Annotated in this window: 19 protein-coding genes; 8 read left to right on the forward strand and 11 right to left on the reverse strand. The window is 64.4% G+C overall.

What is annotated here, in order from left to right:
• The first annotated feature begins 97 nt into the window (after nucleotides 1-97).
• The 3 genes from GGR39_RS03475 (at nucleotide 98) to GGR39_RS03485 (ending at nucleotide 3,848) form a co-directional block, all read left to right on the forward strand.
• The gene (locus tag GGR39_RS03475; protein ID WP_343055759.1) at nucleotides 98-988 is read left to right on the forward strand and encodes a lytic transglycosylase domain-containing protein; all 891 of its coding nucleotides are present in this window, start codon (nucleotides 98-100) and stop codon (nucleotides 986-988) included.
• 71 nt (nucleotides 989-1,059) lie between these two features.
• Entirely contained in the window at nucleotides 1,060-3,108 is a 2,049-nt protein-coding gene (locus GGR39_RS03480) for a flagellar biosynthesis protein FlhA (protein ID WP_246388276.1), read from the forward strand.
• A complete protein-coding gene (locus GGR39_RS03485; protein ID WP_183615854.1) occupies nucleotides 3,105-3,848 on the forward strand; it encodes a sigma-70 family RNA polymerase sigma factor in 744 nt (247 codons plus the stop codon). The genes GGR39_RS03480 and GGR39_RS03485 overlap by 4 nt, the downstream gene beginning before the upstream one ends.
• A gap of 19 nt (nucleotides 3,849-3,867) precedes the next feature.
• On the opposite strand, the gene GGR39_RS03490 is transcribed toward GGR39_RS03485, so the two are convergent.
• The 9 genes from GGR39_RS03490 to GGR39_RS03530 all read right to left on the reverse strand — a co-directional run bounded on the left by GGR39_RS03490 (nucleotide 3,868) and on the right by GGR39_RS03530 (nucleotide 12,592).
• Nucleotides 3,868-5,382 carry a hypothetical protein gene (locus GGR39_RS03490; protein ID WP_221225904.1) on the reverse strand — a complete coding sequence of 505 codons (1,515 nt, stop codon included), beginning with the start codon at nucleotides 5,380-5,382 and terminating at the stop codon, nucleotides 3,868-3,870.
• Nucleotides 5,383-5,486: 104 nt separating this feature from the next.
• Complete coding sequence (locus GGR39_RS03495) at nucleotides 5,487-6,296, reverse strand: class I mannose-6-phosphate isomerase (RefSeq protein WP_183615856.1); 810 nt, start codon at nucleotides 6,294-6,296, stop codon at nucleotides 5,487-5,489.
• Nucleotides 6,293-7,330: a mannose-1-phosphate guanylyltransferase gene (locus tag GGR39_RS03500; protein WP_183615857.1), complete on the reverse strand. Its 1,038-nt coding sequence runs from the start codon at nucleotides 7,328-7,330 to the stop codon at nucleotides 6,293-6,295. The genes GGR39_RS03495 and GGR39_RS03500 overlap by 4 nt, the downstream gene beginning before the upstream one ends.
• 80 nt (nucleotides 7,331-7,410) lie before the next feature.
• The gene (locus GGR39_RS03505; protein WP_183615858.1) at nucleotides 7,411-8,199 is read right to left on the reverse strand and encodes a glycosyltransferase family 2 protein; all 789 of its coding nucleotides are present in this window, start codon (nucleotides 8,197-8,199) and stop codon (nucleotides 7,411-7,413) included.
• On the reverse strand, nucleotides 8,196-8,597 hold the full coding sequence (locus GGR39_RS03510) for a GtrA family protein (RefSeq protein ID WP_183615859.1): 402 nt from the start codon (nucleotides 8,595-8,597) through the stop codon (nucleotides 8,196-8,198). The genes GGR39_RS03505 and GGR39_RS03510 overlap by 4 nt, the downstream gene beginning before the upstream one ends.
• Nucleotides 8,594-9,757 (reverse strand): NAD(P)/FAD-dependent oxidoreductase, encoded by a 1,164-nt coding sequence (locus tag GGR39_RS03515; RefSeq protein WP_183615860.1) that lies wholly within the window; start codon nucleotides 9,755-9,757, stop codon nucleotides 8,594-8,596. Before GGR39_RS03515 ends, GGR39_RS03510 begins: the two co-directional genes overlap by 4 nt.
• Nucleotides 9,754-10,800 carry a hypothetical protein gene (locus GGR39_RS03520; protein WP_183615861.1) on the reverse strand — a complete coding sequence of 349 codons (1,047 nt, stop codon included), beginning with the start codon at nucleotides 10,798-10,800 and terminating at the stop codon, nucleotides 9,754-9,756. Before GGR39_RS03520 ends, GGR39_RS03515 begins: the two co-directional genes overlap by 4 nt.
• Complete coding sequence (locus tag GGR39_RS03525; protein WP_183615862.1) at nucleotides 10,797-11,645, reverse strand: TIM barrel protein; 849 nt, start codon at nucleotides 11,643-11,645, stop codon at nucleotides 10,797-10,799. The genes GGR39_RS03520 and GGR39_RS03525 overlap by 4 nt, the downstream gene beginning before the upstream one ends.
• Nucleotides 11,642-12,592 (reverse strand): NAD(P)-dependent oxidoreductase, encoded by a 951-nt coding sequence (locus GGR39_RS03530; protein WP_183615863.1) that lies wholly within the window; start codon nucleotides 12,590-12,592, stop codon nucleotides 11,642-11,644. Before GGR39_RS03530 ends, GGR39_RS03525 begins: the two co-directional genes overlap by 4 nt.
• Nucleotides 12,593-12,823: 231 nt before the next feature.
• Here GGR39_RS03530 and GGR39_RS03535 point away from each other — a divergent pair, with 231 nt between their 5' ends.
• From GGR39_RS03535 to GGR39_RS03550, 4 genes are all read left to right on the forward strand, one after another.
• Nucleotides 12,824-14,125: a UDP-glucose dehydrogenase family protein gene (locus GGR39_RS03535; RefSeq protein WP_183615864.1), complete on the forward strand. Its 1,302-nt coding sequence runs from the start codon at nucleotides 12,824-12,826 to the stop codon at nucleotides 14,123-14,125.
• 103 nt (nucleotides 14,126-14,228) lie between these two features.
• Nucleotides 14,229-14,573: a DNA-directed RNA polymerase subunit omega gene (gene rpoZ / locus GGR39_RS03540; RefSeq protein WP_058738133.1), complete on the forward strand. Its 345-nt coding sequence runs from the start codon at nucleotides 14,229-14,231 to the stop codon at nucleotides 14,571-14,573.
• 84 nt (nucleotides 14,574-14,657) lie between these two features.
• On the forward strand, nucleotides 14,658-15,425 hold the full coding sequence (locus GGR39_RS03545) for a ParA family protein (RefSeq protein WP_221225956.1): 768 nt from the start codon (nucleotides 14,658-14,660) through the stop codon (nucleotides 15,423-15,425).
• Between the two features lie 192 nt (nucleotides 15,426-15,617).
• Entirely contained in the window at nucleotides 15,618-16,298 is a 681-nt protein-coding gene (locus GGR39_RS03550) for a hypothetical protein (RefSeq protein ID WP_183615866.1), read from the forward strand.
• 110 nt (nucleotides 16,299-16,408) lie between these two features.
• On the opposite strand, the gene ftsH is transcribed toward GGR39_RS03550, so the two are convergent.
• Nucleotides 16,409-18,340: an ATP-dependent zinc metalloprotease FtsH gene (ftsH, locus tag GGR39_RS03555; protein WP_183615867.1), complete on the reverse strand. Its 1,932-nt coding sequence runs from the start codon at nucleotides 18,338-18,340 to the stop codon at nucleotides 16,409-16,411.
• A gap of 252 nt (nucleotides 18,341-18,592) precedes the next feature.
• Between ftsH and GGR39_RS03560 the strand changes: the two genes are divergently transcribed.
• Nucleotides 18,593-19,786: an aminotransferase gene (locus tag GGR39_RS03560; protein WP_246388203.1), complete on the forward strand. Its 1,194-nt coding sequence runs from the start codon at nucleotides 18,593-18,595 to the stop codon at nucleotides 19,784-19,786.
• 30 nt (nucleotides 19,787-19,816) lie between these two features.
• On the opposite strand, the gene GGR39_RS03565 is transcribed toward GGR39_RS03560, so the two are convergent.
• Nucleotides 19,817-20,350 carry a phosphoribosyltransferase gene (locus tag GGR39_RS03565; protein WP_058738137.1) on the reverse strand — a complete coding sequence of 178 codons (534 nt, stop codon included), beginning with the start codon at nucleotides 20,348-20,350 and terminating at the stop codon, nucleotides 19,817-19,819.
• Between the last annotated feature and the right edge of the window lie 13 nt (nucleotides 20,351-20,363).

Consider the following 20,363-nt stretch of genomic DNA (forward strand, 5'->3'; position numbering starts at 1 on the left):
GGCTGACGGACATGCCTGTCGGGTTTTAAGACCCGCTCATAAAAAATTGGCACGGCTCTTGCTAAATAGCCACCGGTACTTTCACCGGGAGCCAGCGTTGCCTGATACCCCATATGTCGGCGGGTCGTCCGCCACCCCAGCTTCAGTCGCACCAGGCGGCGCGCCCGTTCGGGCGGCGATCGCGCGTGCGGCGCAGGCTACGGGGATGGACTTCAATTATCTGCTGGCCCAGGCGAAGATCGAATCCAGCCTGAACCCTTCGGCCAAGGCGCCGACCTCAAGCGCCGCCGGGCTCTATCAGTTCACCAACGGAACCTGGTTGCAGACGCTCGACCGCCATGGCGCGGAGCACGGGCTGGGCTGGGCCGGCGATGCGATCTCCGGCGGGCGGATCACCGATCCCGCCATGCGCGCGCAGATCATGGCGCTGCGCTACGATCCCCAGGCTTCGGCCTTGATGGCGGGCGAACTGGCGTCGGACAACCGCGCCGAACTCGCCACCGCGCTCGGCCGCGAGCCGGACGCCGCCGAGCTGTACCTCGGCCACTTCCTGGGCATCGGCGGTGCGACCACTTTCCTGTCCGCCTTGTCCGCAAACCCCGGTGCGATCGCCGCCGGCATCCTGCCGCAAGCCGCCGCGGCGAACCGCTCGATCTTCTACGGCCCCGGCGGCCCGCGCACCGTGGGCGGGGTGATGGACTTGATCCGTGGCCGGGTAGCGAATGCGATGGAGACCGGCGGGGCGCAGCTTTGGGCATCTGCCGCCGGCTACGACGCGTCCAATCCCGCCACCCCCGGCTTCACGCTGCCGGTCGGCGGCCCGATCGCGCAGGAATTCCACTCCGCGCAGGCGCAGATGCCCGCGCCCACCGCCACCCCAAGCCGCTCGATGGCGGATACCCTTAACGATTCCTTCGGCGGCAGCGCTGCGGGTGCCCCGGCGCACATTCGTGACGCCTATGCCAAGCTGGCGAGGTTCGGCCTGTGAGTTTCCTCAATCGTCTATCCGGCGGCGCTTCGCTGGCGTTGCCTGCGGGCATCCTGGTCCTGATCGTGCTGATGATCGTGCCGGTCCCCGCGATCGTGCTCGACGTGTCATTCGTGCTCAATATCGCGCTGTCCGTCGCCATCCTGATGGCCGCGATGAACGCGACCAAGCCGCTCGATTTCTCCTCCTTCCCCTCCGTCCTGCTGTTCGCCACCTTGCTGCGCCTCGCGCTGAACGTCGCCTCCACCCGCGTGGTGCTGGTCCACGGCCACGAGGGTGAAAGCGCGGCGGGCATGGTGATCGAGAGCTTCGGCGCCTTCCTGATCGGCGGCAACTTCGCGGTCGGCATCTTCGTGTTCCTGATCCTGATGATCATCAACATGGTCGTCGTCACCAAGGGCGCGGGCCGCGTGTCCGAAGTGTCCGCGCGCTTCACCCTAGACGCCTTGCCCGGCAAGCAGATGGCGATCGACGCCGACCTTGCCGCCGGACTGATGACTGCCGACGAAGCCAAGGCCCGCCGCCGCGAAGTGGCGACCGAGGCGGACTTCTACGGCTCGATGGACGGTGCCAGCAAGTTCGTGAAGGGCGATGCCGTCGCCGCGCTGCTGATCCTGGGCGTCAACATCATCGCCGGTTTCTGCCTGGGCATGATCAGCCACGGCCTTTCCGCCGGGGAAGCCGCGCAGCACTATATCACGCTTGCCATCGGCGACGCGCTGGTGGCGCAGGTGCCTTCGCTGCTGCTCTCGATCGCTGCCGCCGTCATCGTCACGCGCGTTTCCGACAGCCGCGACCTTGCCGGTCAGATCGGCGGCCAGTTCGCCACGCCCAGCACCTGGTTGCCGGTTGCGGTGGTGCTGGCCGCGATCGGCTGCATCCCGGCGATGCCGCAAGTGATCTTCCTGCCGGCCGCCGGTATCGCCGCGTGGATCTGGCACGCCTTGCGCAAGCGCGCGAACCGCCCGGTCGTGGTGGTGGAGCCGATCGTCGCCGAAGCACCCGATCCCGGCCGCATCGTGCTAGAGGACGTGTCGGACCACACTCTCGTCACCATCGAGCTTGGCTATGGCCTGGTGCAGCTGGTGGACGAGCGCAAGGGCTCCCCCCTGGTCGCGCGCATCACCGGCGTGCGCAAGCAGCTGTCTCAGACGTTCGGCTTCATCGTGCCGCAGTTCCGCGTGCGCGACGCGCTGGACATGGCCCCCAACGATTATCGCATCGTGCTGGGCGGCGTGATCCTGGGCGGCGCCACCATCCGGGCCGACCGCATCCTGGCGATCGACGCCGGAGAGGCGCGGCACACCCATACCCTGACCGGCGAGGCCACGCGCGATCCCAGCTTCGGCTGCCCGGCCCTCTGGATCGATCCCGCCGCGCGCGATCATGCGGTGGCCGAAGGCTTTCTGACCGTGGACGCCGGTACCGTGATCGCCACTCACCTTAACCAGCTGCTGGCCGAACGCCCGCAGGACCTGCTGGGTCCGGACGAGGTGAAGGCGCTGATCGACGGCGTGAAGGAGCATTCGGCGGGCCTGATCGAGACGATCCATCCCGCACCGCTCAGCCTGGCCGCGATCACCCGCGTCATGCGCGCCCTGCTGGAGGATGGCATTCCCGTCGGCCATCCGCTGCCGATCTTCGCGTCGCTCAGCCGTGGGGTAATGCAGACCGCAGACCACGATCGCCTGGTCGAACTGGTGCGCGCCGATCTCGGTTCGCTGATCGTCGGTCGCATCTGCCCCCCGCATGAGCGCCTGCCGGTGCTGACCCTCGATGCCTCGCTGGAGCAGTCGATCGTGCAGGGCATGCACGATCCGGTGACCGGCCAGCCGGTGATCGAACCTGATCTTGCCCGCATGATCGGCGAGCATGTCGCCATGCTGGGCGCCTCGCGCGGGCCCAACGCCTCGCCGCTGGCGCTGGTGGTGCAGCCCCGTGCCCGCAAGGTGCTGGCCGCGCTGCTGCGCCTGCGCGCGCCCTCCTGCCTCGTCATCTCGATCTCCGAGCTGCCGCCCACGCAACCCATCGAAGTGGTGGACGTCATCGGCGCGCCCGCGCCTGCGCCCCACGCTCTCCCCGATCCCCAAATCATCGAACCTTTGGACATGGCCGCATGAAGCTAGACCAATCGCCTTTCGCCTCCCCGCGCAAGATTGCTGGCGCCTATCAAGGCGAAGTCGCCGACCGGGTCCGCCGTTTCCTGCCGATGGTCCGCCGCCTGGCGTGGCACGTCAACGGCACGGGCCGTCCCGGCATCGAACTGGAGGATCTGGTTCAGGCCGGGCTCGTCGCGCTGACCGAATGCGCGCAAAAGCATGCCGGACCCAGCGAGGATGGCTTTGCCGCCTATGCCAAGATGCGCGTGCGCGGGGCGATGGTGGACCTCATCCGTCGCACCGTGCCGATGTCTCGCGGGGCGACCGAACGCGCGCGCCTGTTGCGCGAAAAGGAAGCCGAATTGCGCGGCAAGCTGGGCCGGGAGCCCGCCGGCCACGAACTCGCCGCCGCGATGGGAATCGAGGAAGCGCATCTCGCCCTGCTGCGCGATACCAGCCAGCCATTGCGCTTCGATTCCATCGACGAGGTCTATTCCGACCAGGACAGCGCCTTCGCCGATCAGAACCCGGACAGCCTGACGCTGCTGCAGGATGAGGAAACGCGCGGAGCGGTGGTCGCCGCGATCGGCGCGCTACCCGAACGACTGCGGCTGATCGTCTCGCTCTACTTCGTGGAAGAACTGAATCTCGCCGAGATCGCGCAAGTGCTGAACGTCTCCATTCCGCGCGTCCACCAGTTAAAGGCCCAAGCCCTCGCCAAGCTGAAGGACGCGCTGGAGGGCGTGGCGGACATAATCTGATCGGCTTGCCTGGCCGCGCTCAAGATTGCGCAGGCAGGCAGTACAGCTGGATCGCCAGAACTTCGCGCGATCTGAAGCGGATCGCCGCCTGGCAACCCTGCTGACGCGCGGCGTTCAGATAGGCGCGCTCGTTGTCGTTGGACAACCGGGTCGCGGCTACGATCGCCGGACCCTTACCCGCGGCATGCCTCACCAGCCAGCGCGCGTACTCGGGATAGAAGTCATAGGTGTATAGCTGCTCCCACAGATGTTGGGGGATCTGCCGGTCGCGATTGCGCAGCATCGCCACAAGACGCTGCGGTGGCTCCATCGGTCGCGACGTGGAGGCCAGCAGACCCGCCACCTGCGCAGGCGGATTTGAGTCTTGCGCCATGTACAGACGCAGCGTCGGCTCGAAGAAGACGTCGGGCAGCACCAGCGCTTCAGGCTGGCGCTTAAGGTAGGCATATAGCCCGAGCGTATCCTGAAAATCGGTTCGCTTCGTCCACTCGCGCGACAATGTGATTGCGCCGCTCGGGATCAAGGTCAGGGCGAGAGCGATACATGTCGCCCATACTCTCCTTGGCTTTCCCGGAACGCAGACGGCAAAAAATATCTCTGACATCGCCAACGCAGTGATCGGCATAGTGAAGAGGAACTGTTTGTTCGAGGATATAGGATACAGCCTGGCCAGCCACAGCAGTAGGGTAAGCGCGATCAGGCCAAGGAGAACCCGCAACGGTTGCCAGGTTTCGTGCCGGATAGCAGGGATCGACAAGCGCGGGAGACCGCGTCGGGCCAATAGCAGACCGATTATAGCGACACTGGCGCAAAGCAAAACGACGCCGGCTTGCGCACGGGGAATCACTTCCAGCTGCGCCTCCAGCCGCATCGGATCATGCAGATAGGCGCTTAGCGATAAACGTTGGTATGCCGTCGGATAATTCCGGCTCTGCAACGCCGTCGCCGGAGAGAACAGAAGCAGGTAACAGGCAACCCAGCCGAGCGAATAGATGATCAGAGCTTTCAGCCACCTTATTCCCACTGCCGTTCGAAATCGAAAGAGGACGGCGTCGAGTACGGATACGCCGACCACCAGCATCATCGAGTAAGAGAAGAGGGACAGGCAGCCCGCTGCGACCATCACCGCCACCGGGCGGGCCGGAAACCACCGCAACGCGACTATGAACACGAAAGCAGCCTGTAGTTCGAAGCCGTATTGCTTGAATTCCACGGTATAGCGAACGAACAGGGGCGTTACCGCCATCATGGCTATTGCCAGCAGGACGGGCTCGTCTCGACGGTTAAACGCCTGCCAGGCGATCCCGGCCATGATCACGACATGAAAGCTCAGCAACAGGGTGCGGGTGCCGATGATGGATCCGCCGGTGGCGAGCCATGCCCCATTCAACGTTAGTAAGGCCGCCGGCGGTCCTGCTTGATCGTAGAATGGCAGGCTGTGGAAGTATGCGGTCCATGGCAAGCCAAAGTTTGCGAGCAAGGTGGCTTCATCCTGCCACAGCCCACGGGATGCTTGCATGGCACCGGCGGCCACAAGAACCACCACCGCGAAAAGTGCTGCAAGACTTGTCGCGGTTAGAGTGGGGGCGTCATCATGTCGGGTCGGAGACGCCGCGATGCCGCCCCCGTCCTTACGCGTCAGCGGCAGGGCGCGGCCAATAGGCAAAGGCCGGAACTGGCGAAGGCCACGTCGTCCAGGCTATCCGCCAGAGCGCAACTGCCGGGTGCGATTTCCCGACCGGCGACATGCACCGGGCCTTCACGCGGGATCACCAGAAGCGCGCCTTTATAGCGATTGACGGTGGCGTTATCCGGCCTGCCGTAAACCTGATCCAGCGTGAATAGAGGTCCAGGCACCAGATTGACCGAAGTGCCCTCGGGCGCACGGGCCTTCCACTTGTCGGCATAGGGCTCGCCCTTGGCGATGGCCACGCTTTCTTCCAGATGCAGCTCGCGTGGGCGGCCGTAGTCGTACAGGCGATAGGTAATGTCGGAATTCTGCTGAACTTCGATCAAGCTGATGCCCGCACCGATGGCATGCACGGTGTTGGCCGGGATGTAGAAGAAGTCACCCGGCGATACCGTGTGCCACTCCATCAAGTCCTCGATAGAGCCATCGAGCGCGGCGGCGCGCATGGCGTCGGCATCGAGCGGCTGCTTGAACCCGATGCCCAGCTTGGCGCCAGGTTCGGCATCTAGGATCACCCAGCACTCTTCCTTGCCCCGGCGGCCCATGCCCTTGTCGATCGTCTGCGCATCGCTCGGGTGGACCTGGACGGACAGCGCCTCGCTGGTGAAGATGTATTTCACCAGCAGCTGCGACAGTTCCGGCGGCGGTTCGAACCAGATTTCGCCGATCCGCTTACCCGACGGGGCGACGAACGGCGCGGGCAGGGTGTCCTTGCCCCAGGGCTTCTCGACCTGCTTGGTGGGGAGCGCGCCGCTCATTGGTTTGCCGCGCCAAACAGTTTGCCGACTTTTTGCGCGCCGGCGGCGGTGGTGATCATGATGTCGTTACCGTCCACCACGATATAAACATCCTGCAATCCAATCACCGACACGCGCGGACCATCGCTATCGACCAGGACGTTCTGGCAATCGACCAACTCCACATCGCCGCGCGTAGCGTTGCCCTGCTCGTCGCGATCGCGCGCAACGTGGAGCGCGGGCCAGTTGCCGATATCGGACCAAGCCATGTCAGCCGGCACCATCGCGGCGCGGCTGGTGTTTTCCATCACCGCATAGTCTACCGATTCGCTTTCCACCGTCGCAAAGGTCTGCGGATCGGGGTGGAAGCGATTGCCGTCCTCGTGCCCCTTGGCGACGGCATCACGCACCGCAGCCAGGATCTGCGGGCGGTGGCTTTCCAGTTCCTTCAGGAAGTCTCCCACCTTGAAGGCGAAGATGCCGCCGTTCCAAGCGTAGATACCTTCCGAGAGGAACGAGATGGCGCGTTCCAGGTCAGGCTTTTCCACGAATTGCGCGGTGCGGAAGGCTTGGTCTCCGATCGCCTCGCCGCGCTTTAGATAGCCAAAACCGGTTTCCGGCGCAGTCGCCTCGATGCCGAAGCTGACCAACCAGCCGTCCTGTGCCAGTTCCGCGGCGGTGCAGGCGGCTTCGGCAAAAGCTTTGGTATCGCCGATGTGGTGGTCGCTGGGGCACACCAGCATAATGGCGTCCTCCGGCAGACGCAGAGCGGCAAGCGCGATCGCGGCGGCAGTGTTGCGGGCGCTGGGCTCGACGATGATCTGCGAGCCGGCGGTGTTACCTAGCTGCTCTTCCACATGCGCCAAATGTGCGGCCCCTGTCACGACCAAGGGCGGATCGAACCCATCGGTCGCCGGGCAACGCGCAATCGTCGCCTGAAACAGCGTTGTGTTTCCTATCAGCGGCAGGAATGGCTTGGGCTTGCTTGCCCGACTGCGGGGCCAAAGACGCGTGCCGCTACCGCCACACAGAATTACCGGAACAAGCTTGCTCATCAGTCCCCTTTTATCGCGGCACATGCGAATTACCATGCCGCAATGCGCCAGTCGTCTTGTGGTTGCGTAGGGATTTTGAGCTAACGCGGATTGAGCCTGCCGCTGGCGGCAGACAGCAGTTGCTTTATGACGCCCCACTTAGCGCCCGCGCCGGTGATCTTGGTGGGCACCGCTTCTCCCACGGGATAACTGCGCCGCACGCCGATCTCGCACACGCGATAGCCCAGCTGGCCGGCACGCGCAGTAAGGTAGAACAGCAATTCGTAGGCGGAAAACACCTCGCGAAAAGGCTGCACGCGAGGATCGACCAGATAGCGGCGGGAGTAGGCGCGAAAGCCATTGGTGGTATCGGTAAACCAGCGACGCCCCGCCAAGCTGAGGATCGGCGCGTGGATCAGGCGATTGCCGATGGTGCGCTCCAGCGGTGTATTCTCCGCCTTTCCGCCGCGGGCGTAGCGCGAGCCTTGAACATAATCGTACCCCTCGCGCAGCTTGGTGACGAACTGTGCCACCGCCTCGACATTGTCCTTGCCGTTGCCATCGATGGTGATGATGCCCTCGTAGCCCTCATCCAGGCACCAGGCGTAAGCCATGCGCAACTGGGCGCTGAGCTTGCCGGGGCCGGTCTTGGTCAGCAGCGCGCGCACGCCCTGTTCCTGCAGATAAGGCAGGTCGAGCGAGCCGTCGGTGGAGCCGCCATCTGCCACGATCACGTCCACCGGCAGACTAGCGGCCGCAACGCGGGCCAGCTGGGCGCGGATACGCCCGCCTTCGTTGATCACCGGGATCACCAGCGCGTGATCGTGGCGGCGTTCCGAGAGCAGGTCGACGCGGTGCGCCGGGATCTGGCGTGGCGGGTCGGCGGTCAAAGTAAGCTCTCCGGAGCGGGGCGGAAGACGAGAAAGCGGCTGAGGACATAGTTGACGATGAAGGACACCCCCGTCGCCAGGATCAGCACGCCTAGGTCAGGCAGGCCGTAGCGTTCCAGCAGCGCGACCGCGCCCAGGCGGGTGGCCAGCGTCGCCAGCAGGGCCAGCAGATAGAGTGAGCCGCGCTTGGCCGAAGCGGCTTTGGTGCCGAAGGTCCAGCGCTCGTGCAGCAGGTAATTGAAGATCGCGCCGGCGACAAAGCCCAGGAACGCGGCCAGAGTCAGCGGGATCGTCGTCAAGCTGCGCAGCGCCCAGGCGGTGCCGAGATCGACGCAGAGCCCGGCCACGGCGACCAGGCCGAACCGGACGAGCGAGGAGGCGAAAAGCCGCTGGATCATGTCAGGCTCATCGCGCGGCCATGAACGAAGCGGTCGTCCGCCTCTGCCCATTCCGGCTCGGACTGGCGCAGGATGTCGAACAAGTCGTAGATGTTGTCGATCTTGCCGCCCATGATCGAGATGACCGGCGATCGCGCGGGTTGGCGCTGGAACAGGATAGGGCGGCCATCGTCTCGCTCGTTCTTGGCCAGCACCGTCTTCACCTCGAACAAAGAGCGATCGTAGCGGGCCTGCGCCAGTGCGGGCACGTAGCGGGCGGCGTCCAGGATCATATGCCGCTGGCGGGTTTCCCGTGGCAGATCATCGAACACGGCATAGGCCCCTTTGCCTGCGGTGGCATCGGTCCAATGGCGGTGCGGCGTGTACCGCACATGCGTCAGCGAATGAAGCCCGGCGCTGGGGTAGGGCATGCAGGAAAAGAATGGCCCGTCCATGATGGTGAAGCCATAAGCGGCAAGCTCGTCCGGGACCTCGACCAGCGCGATTTCGGTCTGCTCGTGCTTCAAAGCGGCTTGGGGCAGGGCAGCATCGCGCAGCAGGCCGTTGGTCTGCGCATAAGTGACGTTGAAGACAAAACGCGCGGTGAGGGCGGTGCCACTCGACAGATGGACGGTGGCGCGATCGGGCGCGATCTCCAGAGCATCGGCACGCGTGTTCAGCCGCACGGCGATACCCAGCGCGTCGAGGCGGTTGCCCATGTGCCTTGCAAGGACCGACCAATCGAAGGCGAACTCGTCACACGCGAAGGCCGTCTCGATCGTATCACCGGCAAAAAGCGCGGCCTGTGATGGCGTGGCCCGCGCGATCGGCGCGCCCATCTCGGCAAACATGCGTTGGAAGCGTAAGCCCGACACTTTGGAGCGATGCCGCGCGATCGCGTAGAGCATCTGAAAATCCTCTACGATCGCTTCGGGAAAGTCGGCGGCGAAACGGCGATGGAGCACCATCGACTTGACGGCGGTAAGGGCGCTGCGTGGATAGTGGAAACCGGTATGCACCCGTGCCTGATTCACGCGGGACGCGCGTCCCAGCAGTCGGTCCCCGGCCTCTACAAGCACGATCCGCTTGCCCAGTGAGCGAAGGAATAGCGCCAGCGCGCAGCCATAGAAGCCGCCGCCGACGATGACGTAATCCGCTTCGGTACTGCCGCGCCCCGTCATTCGGCGGCCGAGCGGACCTGAGGTTGCGCTGTTTGGTGCTGGGCCTGATGCTGGGTGGCGATCTCCACGTTGAATTCGTCCATCACCTTGCCGAACAAGTCGATCGGGGCGGCCTCGTCGATCACCAGATCCTCGTCCGATGCGGTCAAGGCTTCCAGCACGCGGCGCAGGCCGATCGAGAGGCCGAAGATCGCAAAGCCGAGGAACACCGCGGTCAGGCTCAGCGCCAGCGACGTGGTGAACCAGCCGGGCTGCACATGCGCCAGCGTCAGCCAGACTACTACGCTGTAGATTGCGAACAGCACGCCCCCACCCGTCGCCATCAGCGCCGCCACCGCCACCAGCGTCAGCACGCGCGGTGCGGAACTGATCGTCAGGCGATGCAGAATTTCGGTGCGCCTGAACAGCAGTGGCCCTGTCTCGGACCCGGCACGGAAGCGTGGCAGCTGCGGGTTCGCGGCGATGTCCTGCCGTACGATCGGGAGGCGCTGGTCCACAGGGGGGAACCGCGTTGCCAGCAGGCGGTCGGGATGCGCCAGGACGATGCCGAGCAGCGCGCGGGGCAGGGCCATCGTCAGCATATCGTGCGGGCCGATCGTCAGCCCCGCTCCGCGTCCCATGGCCATCGCCAGCGAGCCCAGCGGATTGGCCGAGACATGGCGACCCATGACCAGAACCTGACGCGCCTCGGCCTGCTCGATCATCGCGGGCACATCGAGATAGCCCAGTTCCGAAGCAGCCGTCAGCAGCACGACATCGCCGATCGCCTCTGACGCTACCGCCAGCCGGCGATGATAGAAGCTTGCGCCCGGGCGCAGATGCAGCAGCCGCAGGTTTGGAATGGCTGCTTGTAACAAACTGGCCGCGCCGTCCCGTTCCGGATCGAAGGAGATCAGCATTTCCCAGTAGCGGAATCGGGAATCCAGGGACCGCGCCAGCGCGGACAGTTGTGCCAGCTGACCGGCATCGCGCGGGGCGGCGGATAGTGCGATGGAGATCAGCAGATCGTCGCGCTGGCGGCCGGTTGGTGCGGAGGGGCTCACGGTGTGGGCACCGGATCGGCGAGGGTGATCGCCTGGCGCAGCCGACCAAGCGCGGCGGACAGATCCGCCAGCGGTGTCTTGGTGGCAGCCATCTCGATCGAATGCCAGCCGGTCCAGCCCGCCTTGCGCAAGGCCCGGATCGCGCGGGCCGCCTGCGCCGGGTCGGCGGGCGCGGGGGCCAGTTGTGGCTCGCTGATATGGACATGACCGATCGTGTCGATCGCGGCGGTGGCGATGGCTTCGATCGCGTCGAAATCGCCCTCCATGTGCAGTGTTCCAATATCAAAATTCAACACGATGCCGGGGTGATCCACCGCCCGCACGAACGCCTCGGCCTCTGCCACGCGGTTGAGGAAGTTGGTGCCGTAGGCGCGTCCGTTGGGCTCCATGGCGATGCGGGTGCGGGCGCGGACCGCGCTGTCGCCAAGGCGGCGAAATACCGCGACCGCTTGTTCCCGTGCTTCCCTAGCGGACAGGTTATCCGGGTAGGCGCGCTGTCTTGGCGAGCCGAACACTAGATTGGGAATGCCCAGCCGTCCGGTCAAGGCGATCGCACGCTCCAACGCCGCGATCAGATTGCCGCGTGCCTCTTCCCCTTCGAACAATGCCGCGCCGGTGACGCCGAACAGCAGCGACTGCATGGAAACCAATTCCAACCCCGCAGCCTGCATCCGCTTCATCGCGGTGGCCACCTCGCCGTCGGTGGGCACGAAAGGGTCGCTGGATTCGCTCAGGAAAAGCGCGGGCGCGATCTCCAGCCCGGTGACGCCATGATCGCGCAGGATCGCATAGGCCGCGTCCCGTTCCGTCGCTGGCCACGCGATGTTGGAGACGGCGAGCTTCACGCCGTGATCCGTTCCGCCTGCGCGAACGATCGCAGCGCCGCCAATACTTCGTCTTCAGAATGCTTGTAGGGGCCATTCCTGCCCCACAACGAAGCATGACCCGTGCGCATATCCTCGTTGTGGATGCGCGCAGCCGTCTCCGGCATCGTCTTTCCGGTGATCGCCAGGTGCACCGCGCCGGCCGACAGGGGCGGGGGGGAGAGGTGCAGCACGTCCAGCCCGTGGTCCAGGCCCAGGCCGATATCGCGCCACAAGTCTCGCATGTCGTAGAACTGAAAGCGGCTTTCCGGATGCGTGAACCGCAAGGCACCAAGCCCCGCCGCGGTAACCGCCTGCTCCAACGCACCTCGCCGCCCGGATGCATCCAGCGCATCCCGGTCAACGACATGCATGCCCAGCTCATCGTCCAGCGGGTACAGAGTTTCCAGCAGCGCGGCATCCGCCCTGGCCGCCTCACCCAGCGCCTCCAGCCCGGCGGGCGGCACCATCGAGGGCATCGGGTTCATCAGATCGAACAGGAAGTTTTTCCGCAACCCCGGCCCGAACAACGCGGGCAGGCGCACCACCAGCGCACCTGGAAACCGCTCCGCCACGAAAGTCTCAAGCCGCCTGCGATGGACGCCATAGGCCGTCGCCGTTTCGAACGCGGTGGTGCTTTCGTTCTCGGCGGTGAAGCCGGCCAGTACCGCCACGGTGGAGATCAACACGAAGCGCCGGGCCAAGCCCACCGCATCGAGTTGGCCGATCAAGGCGTCGATGCGGCTGGCATCCCGCTCGGGAAAGCGATTGGCCTCGAACATGGATCCGGGCGCAGCCGCGCAGACCAACGTGTTGAAATCGGCGTCGACCAGGTCCGCCACGTTGGCACGGGTGAACAGACCGTCGAACGCATGCTGACGCTTCAGATTCCCGCCGACAAAGCCGGTATGTCCGATCAATCCGTCCAACGTCGATCCTTCTCGATCGTGACCGCGCATCCAAGGCTCTCTTGCCCGGTCTTTCGCGTGTGCAAACACAACTAGATGATCCGTAGATGCCCGCATAGATGGCAATTTCGGGACGGCATTCCGCGCGTTTCCCGTGCCGCGCGCACGGTTTCATAATCGTGGCATCTTCGCATTGCAGCAGGGCCGGGATTGGGCCATGTCGACGGCCGACTTCAGGGAGTTACCAACGCAATGCGCATAACGATGATCGGGTCGGGATATGTCGGCCTCGTATCGGGGGCATGCTTTGCCGATTTTGGCCATACCGTCGTCTGCGTCGACAAGGATGAGCGCAAGATCGAGGCGCTGCTGCAGGGTTCCATCCCGATCTTCGAGCCTGGGCTGGACACGCTCGTCGCCAACAACGTGAAGGCGGGTCGGCTTTCCTTCACAACCGAGCTTTCGGCGGCCGTCGCGGAAGCGGATGCGGTGTTCATCGCGGTCGGCACGCCATCGCGCCGTGGCGATGGCCATGCGGACCTGTCGTATGTGTTCGCCGCCTCGCAAGAGATCGCGCGTTCGTTGCAGGGCTATACCGTCATCGTCGACAAGTCGACGGTCCCGGTCGGTACCGGTGACGAGGTGGAGCGGATCATTCGTGAAGCTGCGCCGGATGCGGACTTCGCCGTTGTGTCGAACCCGGAATTCCTGCGCGAAGGTGCCGCGATTGAGGATTTCAAGCGGCCGGATCGCGTCGTCATCGGCAGCGAGGACCCGCGCGCGCTGCAGCTGATGCGCGACATCTACCGCCCGCTTGCGATCGGCCGCTCGCCGTTGGTCGAGATGGGCCGCCGCGCGGCGGAGCTGACGAAGTATGCGGGTAATGCCTTTCTGGCCACCAAGATCACTTTCATCAATGAAATCGCCGACTTGTGCGAAAAGGTCGGCGCCAACGTTCAGGACGTGGCGCGCGGCATCGGGCTTGATAAGCGCATCGGCTCCAAATTCCTGCACGCCGGTCCAGGCTATGGCGGGTCGTGCTTCCCCAAGGATACGCTGGCCCTGTTGAAGACCGCGCAGGACTATGAAGCGCCGCAACGCATCGTCGAGGCGGTGGTCGCGGTGAACGACAACCGCAAGCGTGCCATGGGGCGCAAGGTGATCGCGGCATGTGGCGGCGACGTGCGTGACAAGACGATCTGCGTGTTGGGCCTGACCTTCAAGCCCAACACTGACGACATGCGCGATTCCCCTGCCATCGCCGTCATTCAGACACTGCAGGATGCAGGCGCGAAGATTCACGCTCACGATCCTGAAGGTACCGAGCAGGCGAAGAAGGTGCTGGAAAACGTCACCTACTGCGATGACCCCTATGTCGCCATGGAGGGCGCGGCGGCGCTGGTGATCGTGACGGAATGGGACCAGTTCCGCGCTCTTGATCTCGCCCGCGCCCGTGACCTGCTGGACGCGCCGGTTCTCGTGGACCTGCGCAACATCTATCCGCGCGAACGCTGCGAGGAACTGGGCTTCACCTATTGCGCGATTGGGCGGTAACAGGCCTGCCCGCGCCATTCCCGCTCAGTTACATTGACTTTGCGGCGTCTATCGGGTAGCCGCTCGCCTTTAATATCTCCCGCAGTTTACCTCTGGAGTGCCCATGGCGCGCGTTACCGTCGAAGATTGTGTCGACAAGATTCCCAACCGTTTCGACCTTGTACTGCTGGCAGCCCAGCGTGCGCGTGAGATTTCGGGCGGTGCGGAGCTGACTGTCGACCGCGATCGTGACAAGAACCCGGTCGTCGCTCTGCGTGAAATCGCGGAAACCAATGTCCGTCCCGATACTCTCAAGGAAACGCTCGTCACTTCGCTGCAGCGTGTGCTTCCTGAAGACGATGACGAGATGGATGAGATCGGCTCGCTCAGCCAGTCGGCCGAGGCACTGCGCATCACGGCCGCCGCGCCCACGCGCAACACGTCCATCGGCTCGGATTACGACGGCTGATTCTGAAACGCTAAGGGGGCAGGGTAGGTGGCGAAGCGCGATCGTACCCTTCCCCGGATTGCAGGCAGCGTAATCGCCAACCGTTTGCGCGCCGCGCCGACTCCTGGCCCCACCGCAGCGACGATCGCGGTTTATTCGGTGAAGGGCGGCGTCGGTAAGACGACGATCGCCGCCAACCTTGCGTGGTGTGCGGCAGAGCTATCGGGCCATCGGACCTTGCTCTGGGATTTGGATGCCGCGGGCGGCTCGGGCTTCCTGTATGGCCTGGAGCCACACGCCTCGCGCCAAGCCACCGATATGTTCTCGCGCGAGGAAGCGCCGGACAAGCTGATCCGCCGAACCGACTTCGAGGGCCTGGATATCCTTCCGGCTGACGAATCCATCCGCACCATCGATGCCACGCTCACTGCAATCGGCAAGCGCAAGCGTCTGGCACGGCTGGCGGAATCGCTGGGTCAGCAATACCAGCGCATCGTGCTGGATTGCCCGCCGGTGATGAACGAACTGAGTGCACAAGTCGTGCGCGCGGCGGACCTGATCATCGTGCCGTTGCCGCCCTCGCCGCTATCCGCCCGTGCGCTGGAACTGGTGGTGCGCGAAGTAGCCGATCATTCCAAGCGCCATCCGCCGATCCTGCCCGTGCTGTCGATGCTCGACATGCGCCGGGCCTTGCACAAGGCCGCGCGCGAGGAGAACCCGGCCTGGCCGATGATCCCCTATGCCAGCGTCGTGGAGCAGTGCGCCGTGCAACAGCGACCGGTGGGCGCGATCGCGCCGCAAAGTCCGTCGGCCCAGCGCTTCATAAGCTTGTGGAAGGCTATCGAACACAAGCTGGCGGAACGCCGCAGCTGATCGCCCCGACCTTCAGCATCACCGAAATGGACTGACGGCTAAGTCCGTCCCCCGCACGGCTACTCCATTACGCGGCGCAGTCGCACTCCGAAGCGGAGCCACTTGGCGTCGGCAAATGGTTATCAAAAGGTTAACGATCTCCTGAGGGCCGCACGAGGGATTCTGGCTCATCAGGAACGGGGGATCGGGCGAATGCTGCGACGTGTTTTGAGCGTTATCGGAGCGTTCGGCCTGCTTGCGGCCACGCCCGCGAATGCCGAAGTTGAGACGACCACGACGCTGACCTTCAATTCTCTGGGAACCCTGGTTGATTCCTTCGCCACCGTTTTCGGATATACCCCAGGCACAGAGACGACACCGGCGTTCAGCCTCTACGGCGGGCCCGACATCACGCCTGGGGAAACCACCTTCGGCGCGATCAGCACCCCCGACTTCGTCCTGGATAGCTATTTCTACATGGGCGTGACCGGGCCATTTTCCGGAGAGACGAGCGGCGCCCGTCACTTGGTTCTTGGCGTAAACCAGTCCCTTGCCGGGCAGGATTTCGCGTCCCTCTTTCCCGGCTATGACGAGGCAGCGCTGATCGACGCCATCGTTGCATTGAACGCGGATACCGCGCCCGCATTTGGCGCGGAATATCAGTTGCTGTCCGGCTTCCAGTCAGCGCTCGGATCGCAATACGCCTTCAACCTCGACGGCACCGGCTACCTGACGGCGTTTTCGTCCGGCACAAATTTCGGAACGATCGTGACCAAGCAGACGATCGAGAATATTCCCGGTGCCGTGCCAGAGACAGCGACATGGATCATGCTGATTGTGGGCGTGGGCGTGACGGGCGCCACGCTGCGGCGGCGATCGTACCAGTTGCAATAAAGCGATTTCCGGCTCGGAAAAGTAGGGGCTGCGCCTGGGCTTCGGCCCCCATAAAAAAGGCCGAGATCGCTCCCGGCCTTTTCGTTGTCGTACTATCTGGTGTCGGAGCCTCAGGCCCCCTGAGGAGCGGCCCCGCCAGAGTAGCGCTTACCGGTCTTGGGGATCGATGAGCCGCGCACCGGGGCGGAGCGGCTCTGGCCCTTGGGCTCATTGGGGCGATCGATCTCACCGGTCTCCATAAGCTGCTTGATCTCGTCACCGGTCAGCGTTTCATATTCCAGCATGGCGTTGGCCAAAAGGTGCAGCTTCTCGGCCTGCGTCTGAAGGATATCCGTCGCACGCTTGTGGGCGGTATCCACCAGCAGGCGGATTTCAGAGTCGATCAGCTTGTTGGTCTCATCCGAACCCATCAGGCGGTGCGATCCGCCCATGCCGAGGTAGCCTTCCTGTTGCTCCTCGTACTGGAGCGGGCCCAGCTTGTCGGACATGCCCCACTTGGTGACCATGTTACGCGCCAGGCTGGTGGCGTACTGGATGTCCGACGAAGCGCCCGAGCTGACCTTGTCGTGCCCGAAGATGATCTCTTCCGCCACGCGGCCGCCCATCGCGACCGACAGGTTCGCCAGCATCTTGTCCCGATGGTAGGAATAGCTGTCCCGTTCCGGCAGACGCATCACCATGCCCAGCGCGCGACCGCGCGGAATGATGGTGGCCTTGTGGATCGGATCGGACGCGGCCTCGTTCACAGAGACGATAGCGTGGCCCGCCTCATGATAGGCGGTCATCTTCTTCTCGTCGTCGGTCATAACCATGGAGCGACGTTCCGCGCCCATCATCACCTTGTCCTTGGCGTCCTCGAACTCCTGCATGGCGACCAGACGCTTGTTACGGCGCGCGGCGAGCAGGGCGGCTTCGTTGACGAGGTTGGCAAGGTCAGCACCGGAAAAGCCCGGCGTGCCGCGCGCGATCACGCGCGGGTTGACGTCCGGCGCCAGCGGCACCTTCTTCATGTGGACGGCCAGGATCTTCTCGCGACCTTCGATGTCCGGCACCGGCACCACGACCTGGCGATCGAAACGGCCCGGGCGCAGCAGCGCAGGGTCGAGAACGTCAGGGCGGTTGGTCGCCGCGATGATGATGATGCCTTCGTTGGCTTCGAAACCGTCCATCTCGACCAGCAACTGGTTGAGCGTCTGCTCCCGCTCATCGTTGGAGTTGCCCAAGCCATGGCCACGATGGCGGCCCACGGCGTCGATTTCGTCGATGAAGACGATGCAGGGCGCGTTCTTCTTGGCTTGCTCGAACATGTCACGCACGCGGCTGGCGCCGACGCCGACGAACATCTCGACGAAGTCCGAACCGGAGATGGTGAAGAACGGCACGCCCGCTTCACCCGCGATGGCGCGGGCCAGCAGCGTCTTGCCGGTGCCGGGCGAGCCGACCAGCAGCGCGCCCTTGGGGATCTGGCCGCCCAGCTTGGAGAAGCGGGTGGGATCGCGCAGGAACTCGACGATTTCCTCCAGCTCTTCACGCGCTTCATCAATGCCGGCGACGTCGTCAAAGGTGACGCGGCCCGAACGCTCCGTCAGCATCTTGGCCTTCGATTTGCCAAAGCCCATCGCGCCCGATCCGCCGCCCTTCTGCACCTGACGCAGCGCGAAGAACGCGACGCCCAGGATCAGGACGAAAGGCAGGGCCTGCACCAGGATGTACAGCAGCAGGTTGGGCTCTTCAGCCGCCTTGCCCGCATAGCTCACGTCATTCTGCTGGAGCAGTTGCGGCAGCGTGGTGTCGTTCGGGATGGGGATCGTACTGAACGAATCGCCATTCTTGTACTTGCCGACAATCCGATCGGTGCCGATCTGCACTTCAGCTACCGTGCCTCCCGCCACTTTGGAGCGGAAATCGGAGTAGCGGATTGCCTGCCCGGCATCGCTGCGCGAGCCAAACATCGAAACCACCATCAGGAGCGCGAGGAAGATGCCGCCCCATACAAGGAGGCTCTTCACCCAGGGATTGCCGTTGGGTTGATCGTCGTTCATGGGTTCTTTCGGAGTCCTTTTGCCCCACTAATGTAGGCCGACCGCGCTGAATGACAAGTTAGCGCAATCGTTCACTGTGATCGAACTGGCGCGCCTTTGGAGGTGTTAGTCCCGGCATTGCCGCAGGAGGGGGCTCGCCCAAGGCCACTCAGCCCGAATCGGTGGTATGTCACCTGTGCCGAAGCGCTATTTCCCATCCGGCGGAACGTCAGACGATCCAATCGCGAAACCGGCTGACTGGATCGTGTCGGAATGGCTATGCGCGGATGCATCATGTCGATCTCGCACCACATTCACCCTTTGTATGCCGCCATGGGCACCACCGTATTCGAACGGATGAGCGCGCTTTCGCGAGAGCTTGGGGCGATCAACCTGGGGCAGGGGTTTCCAGAAGGCGGTGGCCCTCTGCCCTTGCAGCAGGCGGCGGTCCGTGCCCTGCAGGACCGTTCCGCACAGTATCCCCCCAGCGGAGGCTTGCCGGAGCTGCGCGAGGCGATCTGCGCGTTCTACGCGGCGCGCCAGGGCTTGTCCCTGCAGCCGGACGAGGTGATCGTGACGTCGGGGGCGACCGAGGCGATCGCGTCGGCAATCCTTGCGCTGGTGCAGCCGGGCGACGAGGTGATCGTGTTCGAACCGGCTTACGATGCCTACGCGCCGCTGGTTCGCCGCGTCGGAGGCGTGCCGGTGTTCGTGCCGCTCGCGCCGCCGCGCTTTGCTTATCCGCTGGACTTGCTGGCGCAGGCGATCGGCCCGCGAACGCGCATGCTGATCGTGAACGACCCGTTCAATCCCGCCGGTACCGCCGCAACCGAGGCCGAGCTGGCGGAGTTGGCACGCCTCTGCGTTGCCCACGATCTGGTGGTTTTGAGCGACGAGGTGTGGGAGGGCGTGCGCTTCGACGGCCAGCCCCATCGCTCGATCCTGGCGATGCCGGGCATGCGGGAGCGAGGCGTGAAGGTCGGCTCGGCGGGCAAGTTATTCGGGATGACCGGATGGAAGATCGGCTGGATGGTGGCCTCCGGCGCGATCGGGCAGGCGCTTGGCCGGGCGCACCAGTTCCTGACCTTCACCAGCGCCGTGCCGCTGCAATGGGCCGTGGCGGAAGGGCTGGGGATGGATGATGTCCTCGATGGACAGCACGAAGGCTGGGCCATGTCGCGCGCGCGGCTGCGCCAGGGGCTGGAGCAAGCCGGGTTCACGGTACTGCCGAACGCCGCCACATGGTTTCTATGCGTCGATCTGGCCGCTTCGGGCATCGCGATGACGGACGCTGCGTTCAGTGAGCGCGCGGTGCGTGAAGCCGGAGTGGCGACGATCCCGATCTCGGCGCTTTACGAGGAAAACCGGGGCCCCAGCCATCTGCTGCGCCTGTGCTTCACCAAGCCGGATGATGCGTTGGACGACGCCGTGGAAAGACTGGCGCGGTTCCGGATGAGCCTTCGCTGATCCGGTCCGGTCAGGTCAGGTCAGGCCAGGTCAGGTCAGGCGATCGGGCACGGCCTGGGCTTCATCCAGCAGAACATCGCGTGCGCTGACGGATTCCCAGGGGAACACGAACCAGCGCTTGTCCTCCGCGCGGTCGATGCTGTCTGTGTGATAATCCACGCTCGAGCGCGATGCGGTGTTGTTGATCAGCACTGCGAATCGCAAGTTGCCGCGCGCGCCGCCGCTGCCTTCCAGAAGCTGGCGGATATATTCGATCGTGCTGCCGCTATCGTTGATATCGTCCACGAACAGGAGCCGGTTGCCCGCCGCGCTCATCGTCGCGACCTTTTCCAGCAATTCGTCCGCAAACCCCGGTACGCGCGACGAATGGTCGATCGAGAGCATCGGCAGGCCCAGCTGGTGCGAGATATAGACCGCGGGCACCAAGCCGCCTCGGCCTACGCCGATTACGAATTCCGGGTTCCAGCCGTCACCCTGGATCATGCGGGAGAGCTGGCGTACCTTGGCGAGGAATTCCTCGTAGTATTCCAGATAGTACAGCTCGGGCGCAGCGCTCTGGGTCATCGCGATCCTGTGG

It is taken from the genome of Novosphingobium fluoreni, from assembly GCF_014196615.1.
GTDB classification, from domain to species: domain Bacteria; phylum Pseudomonadota; class Alphaproteobacteria; order Sphingomonadales; family Sphingomonadaceae; genus Novosphingobium; species Novosphingobium fluoreni.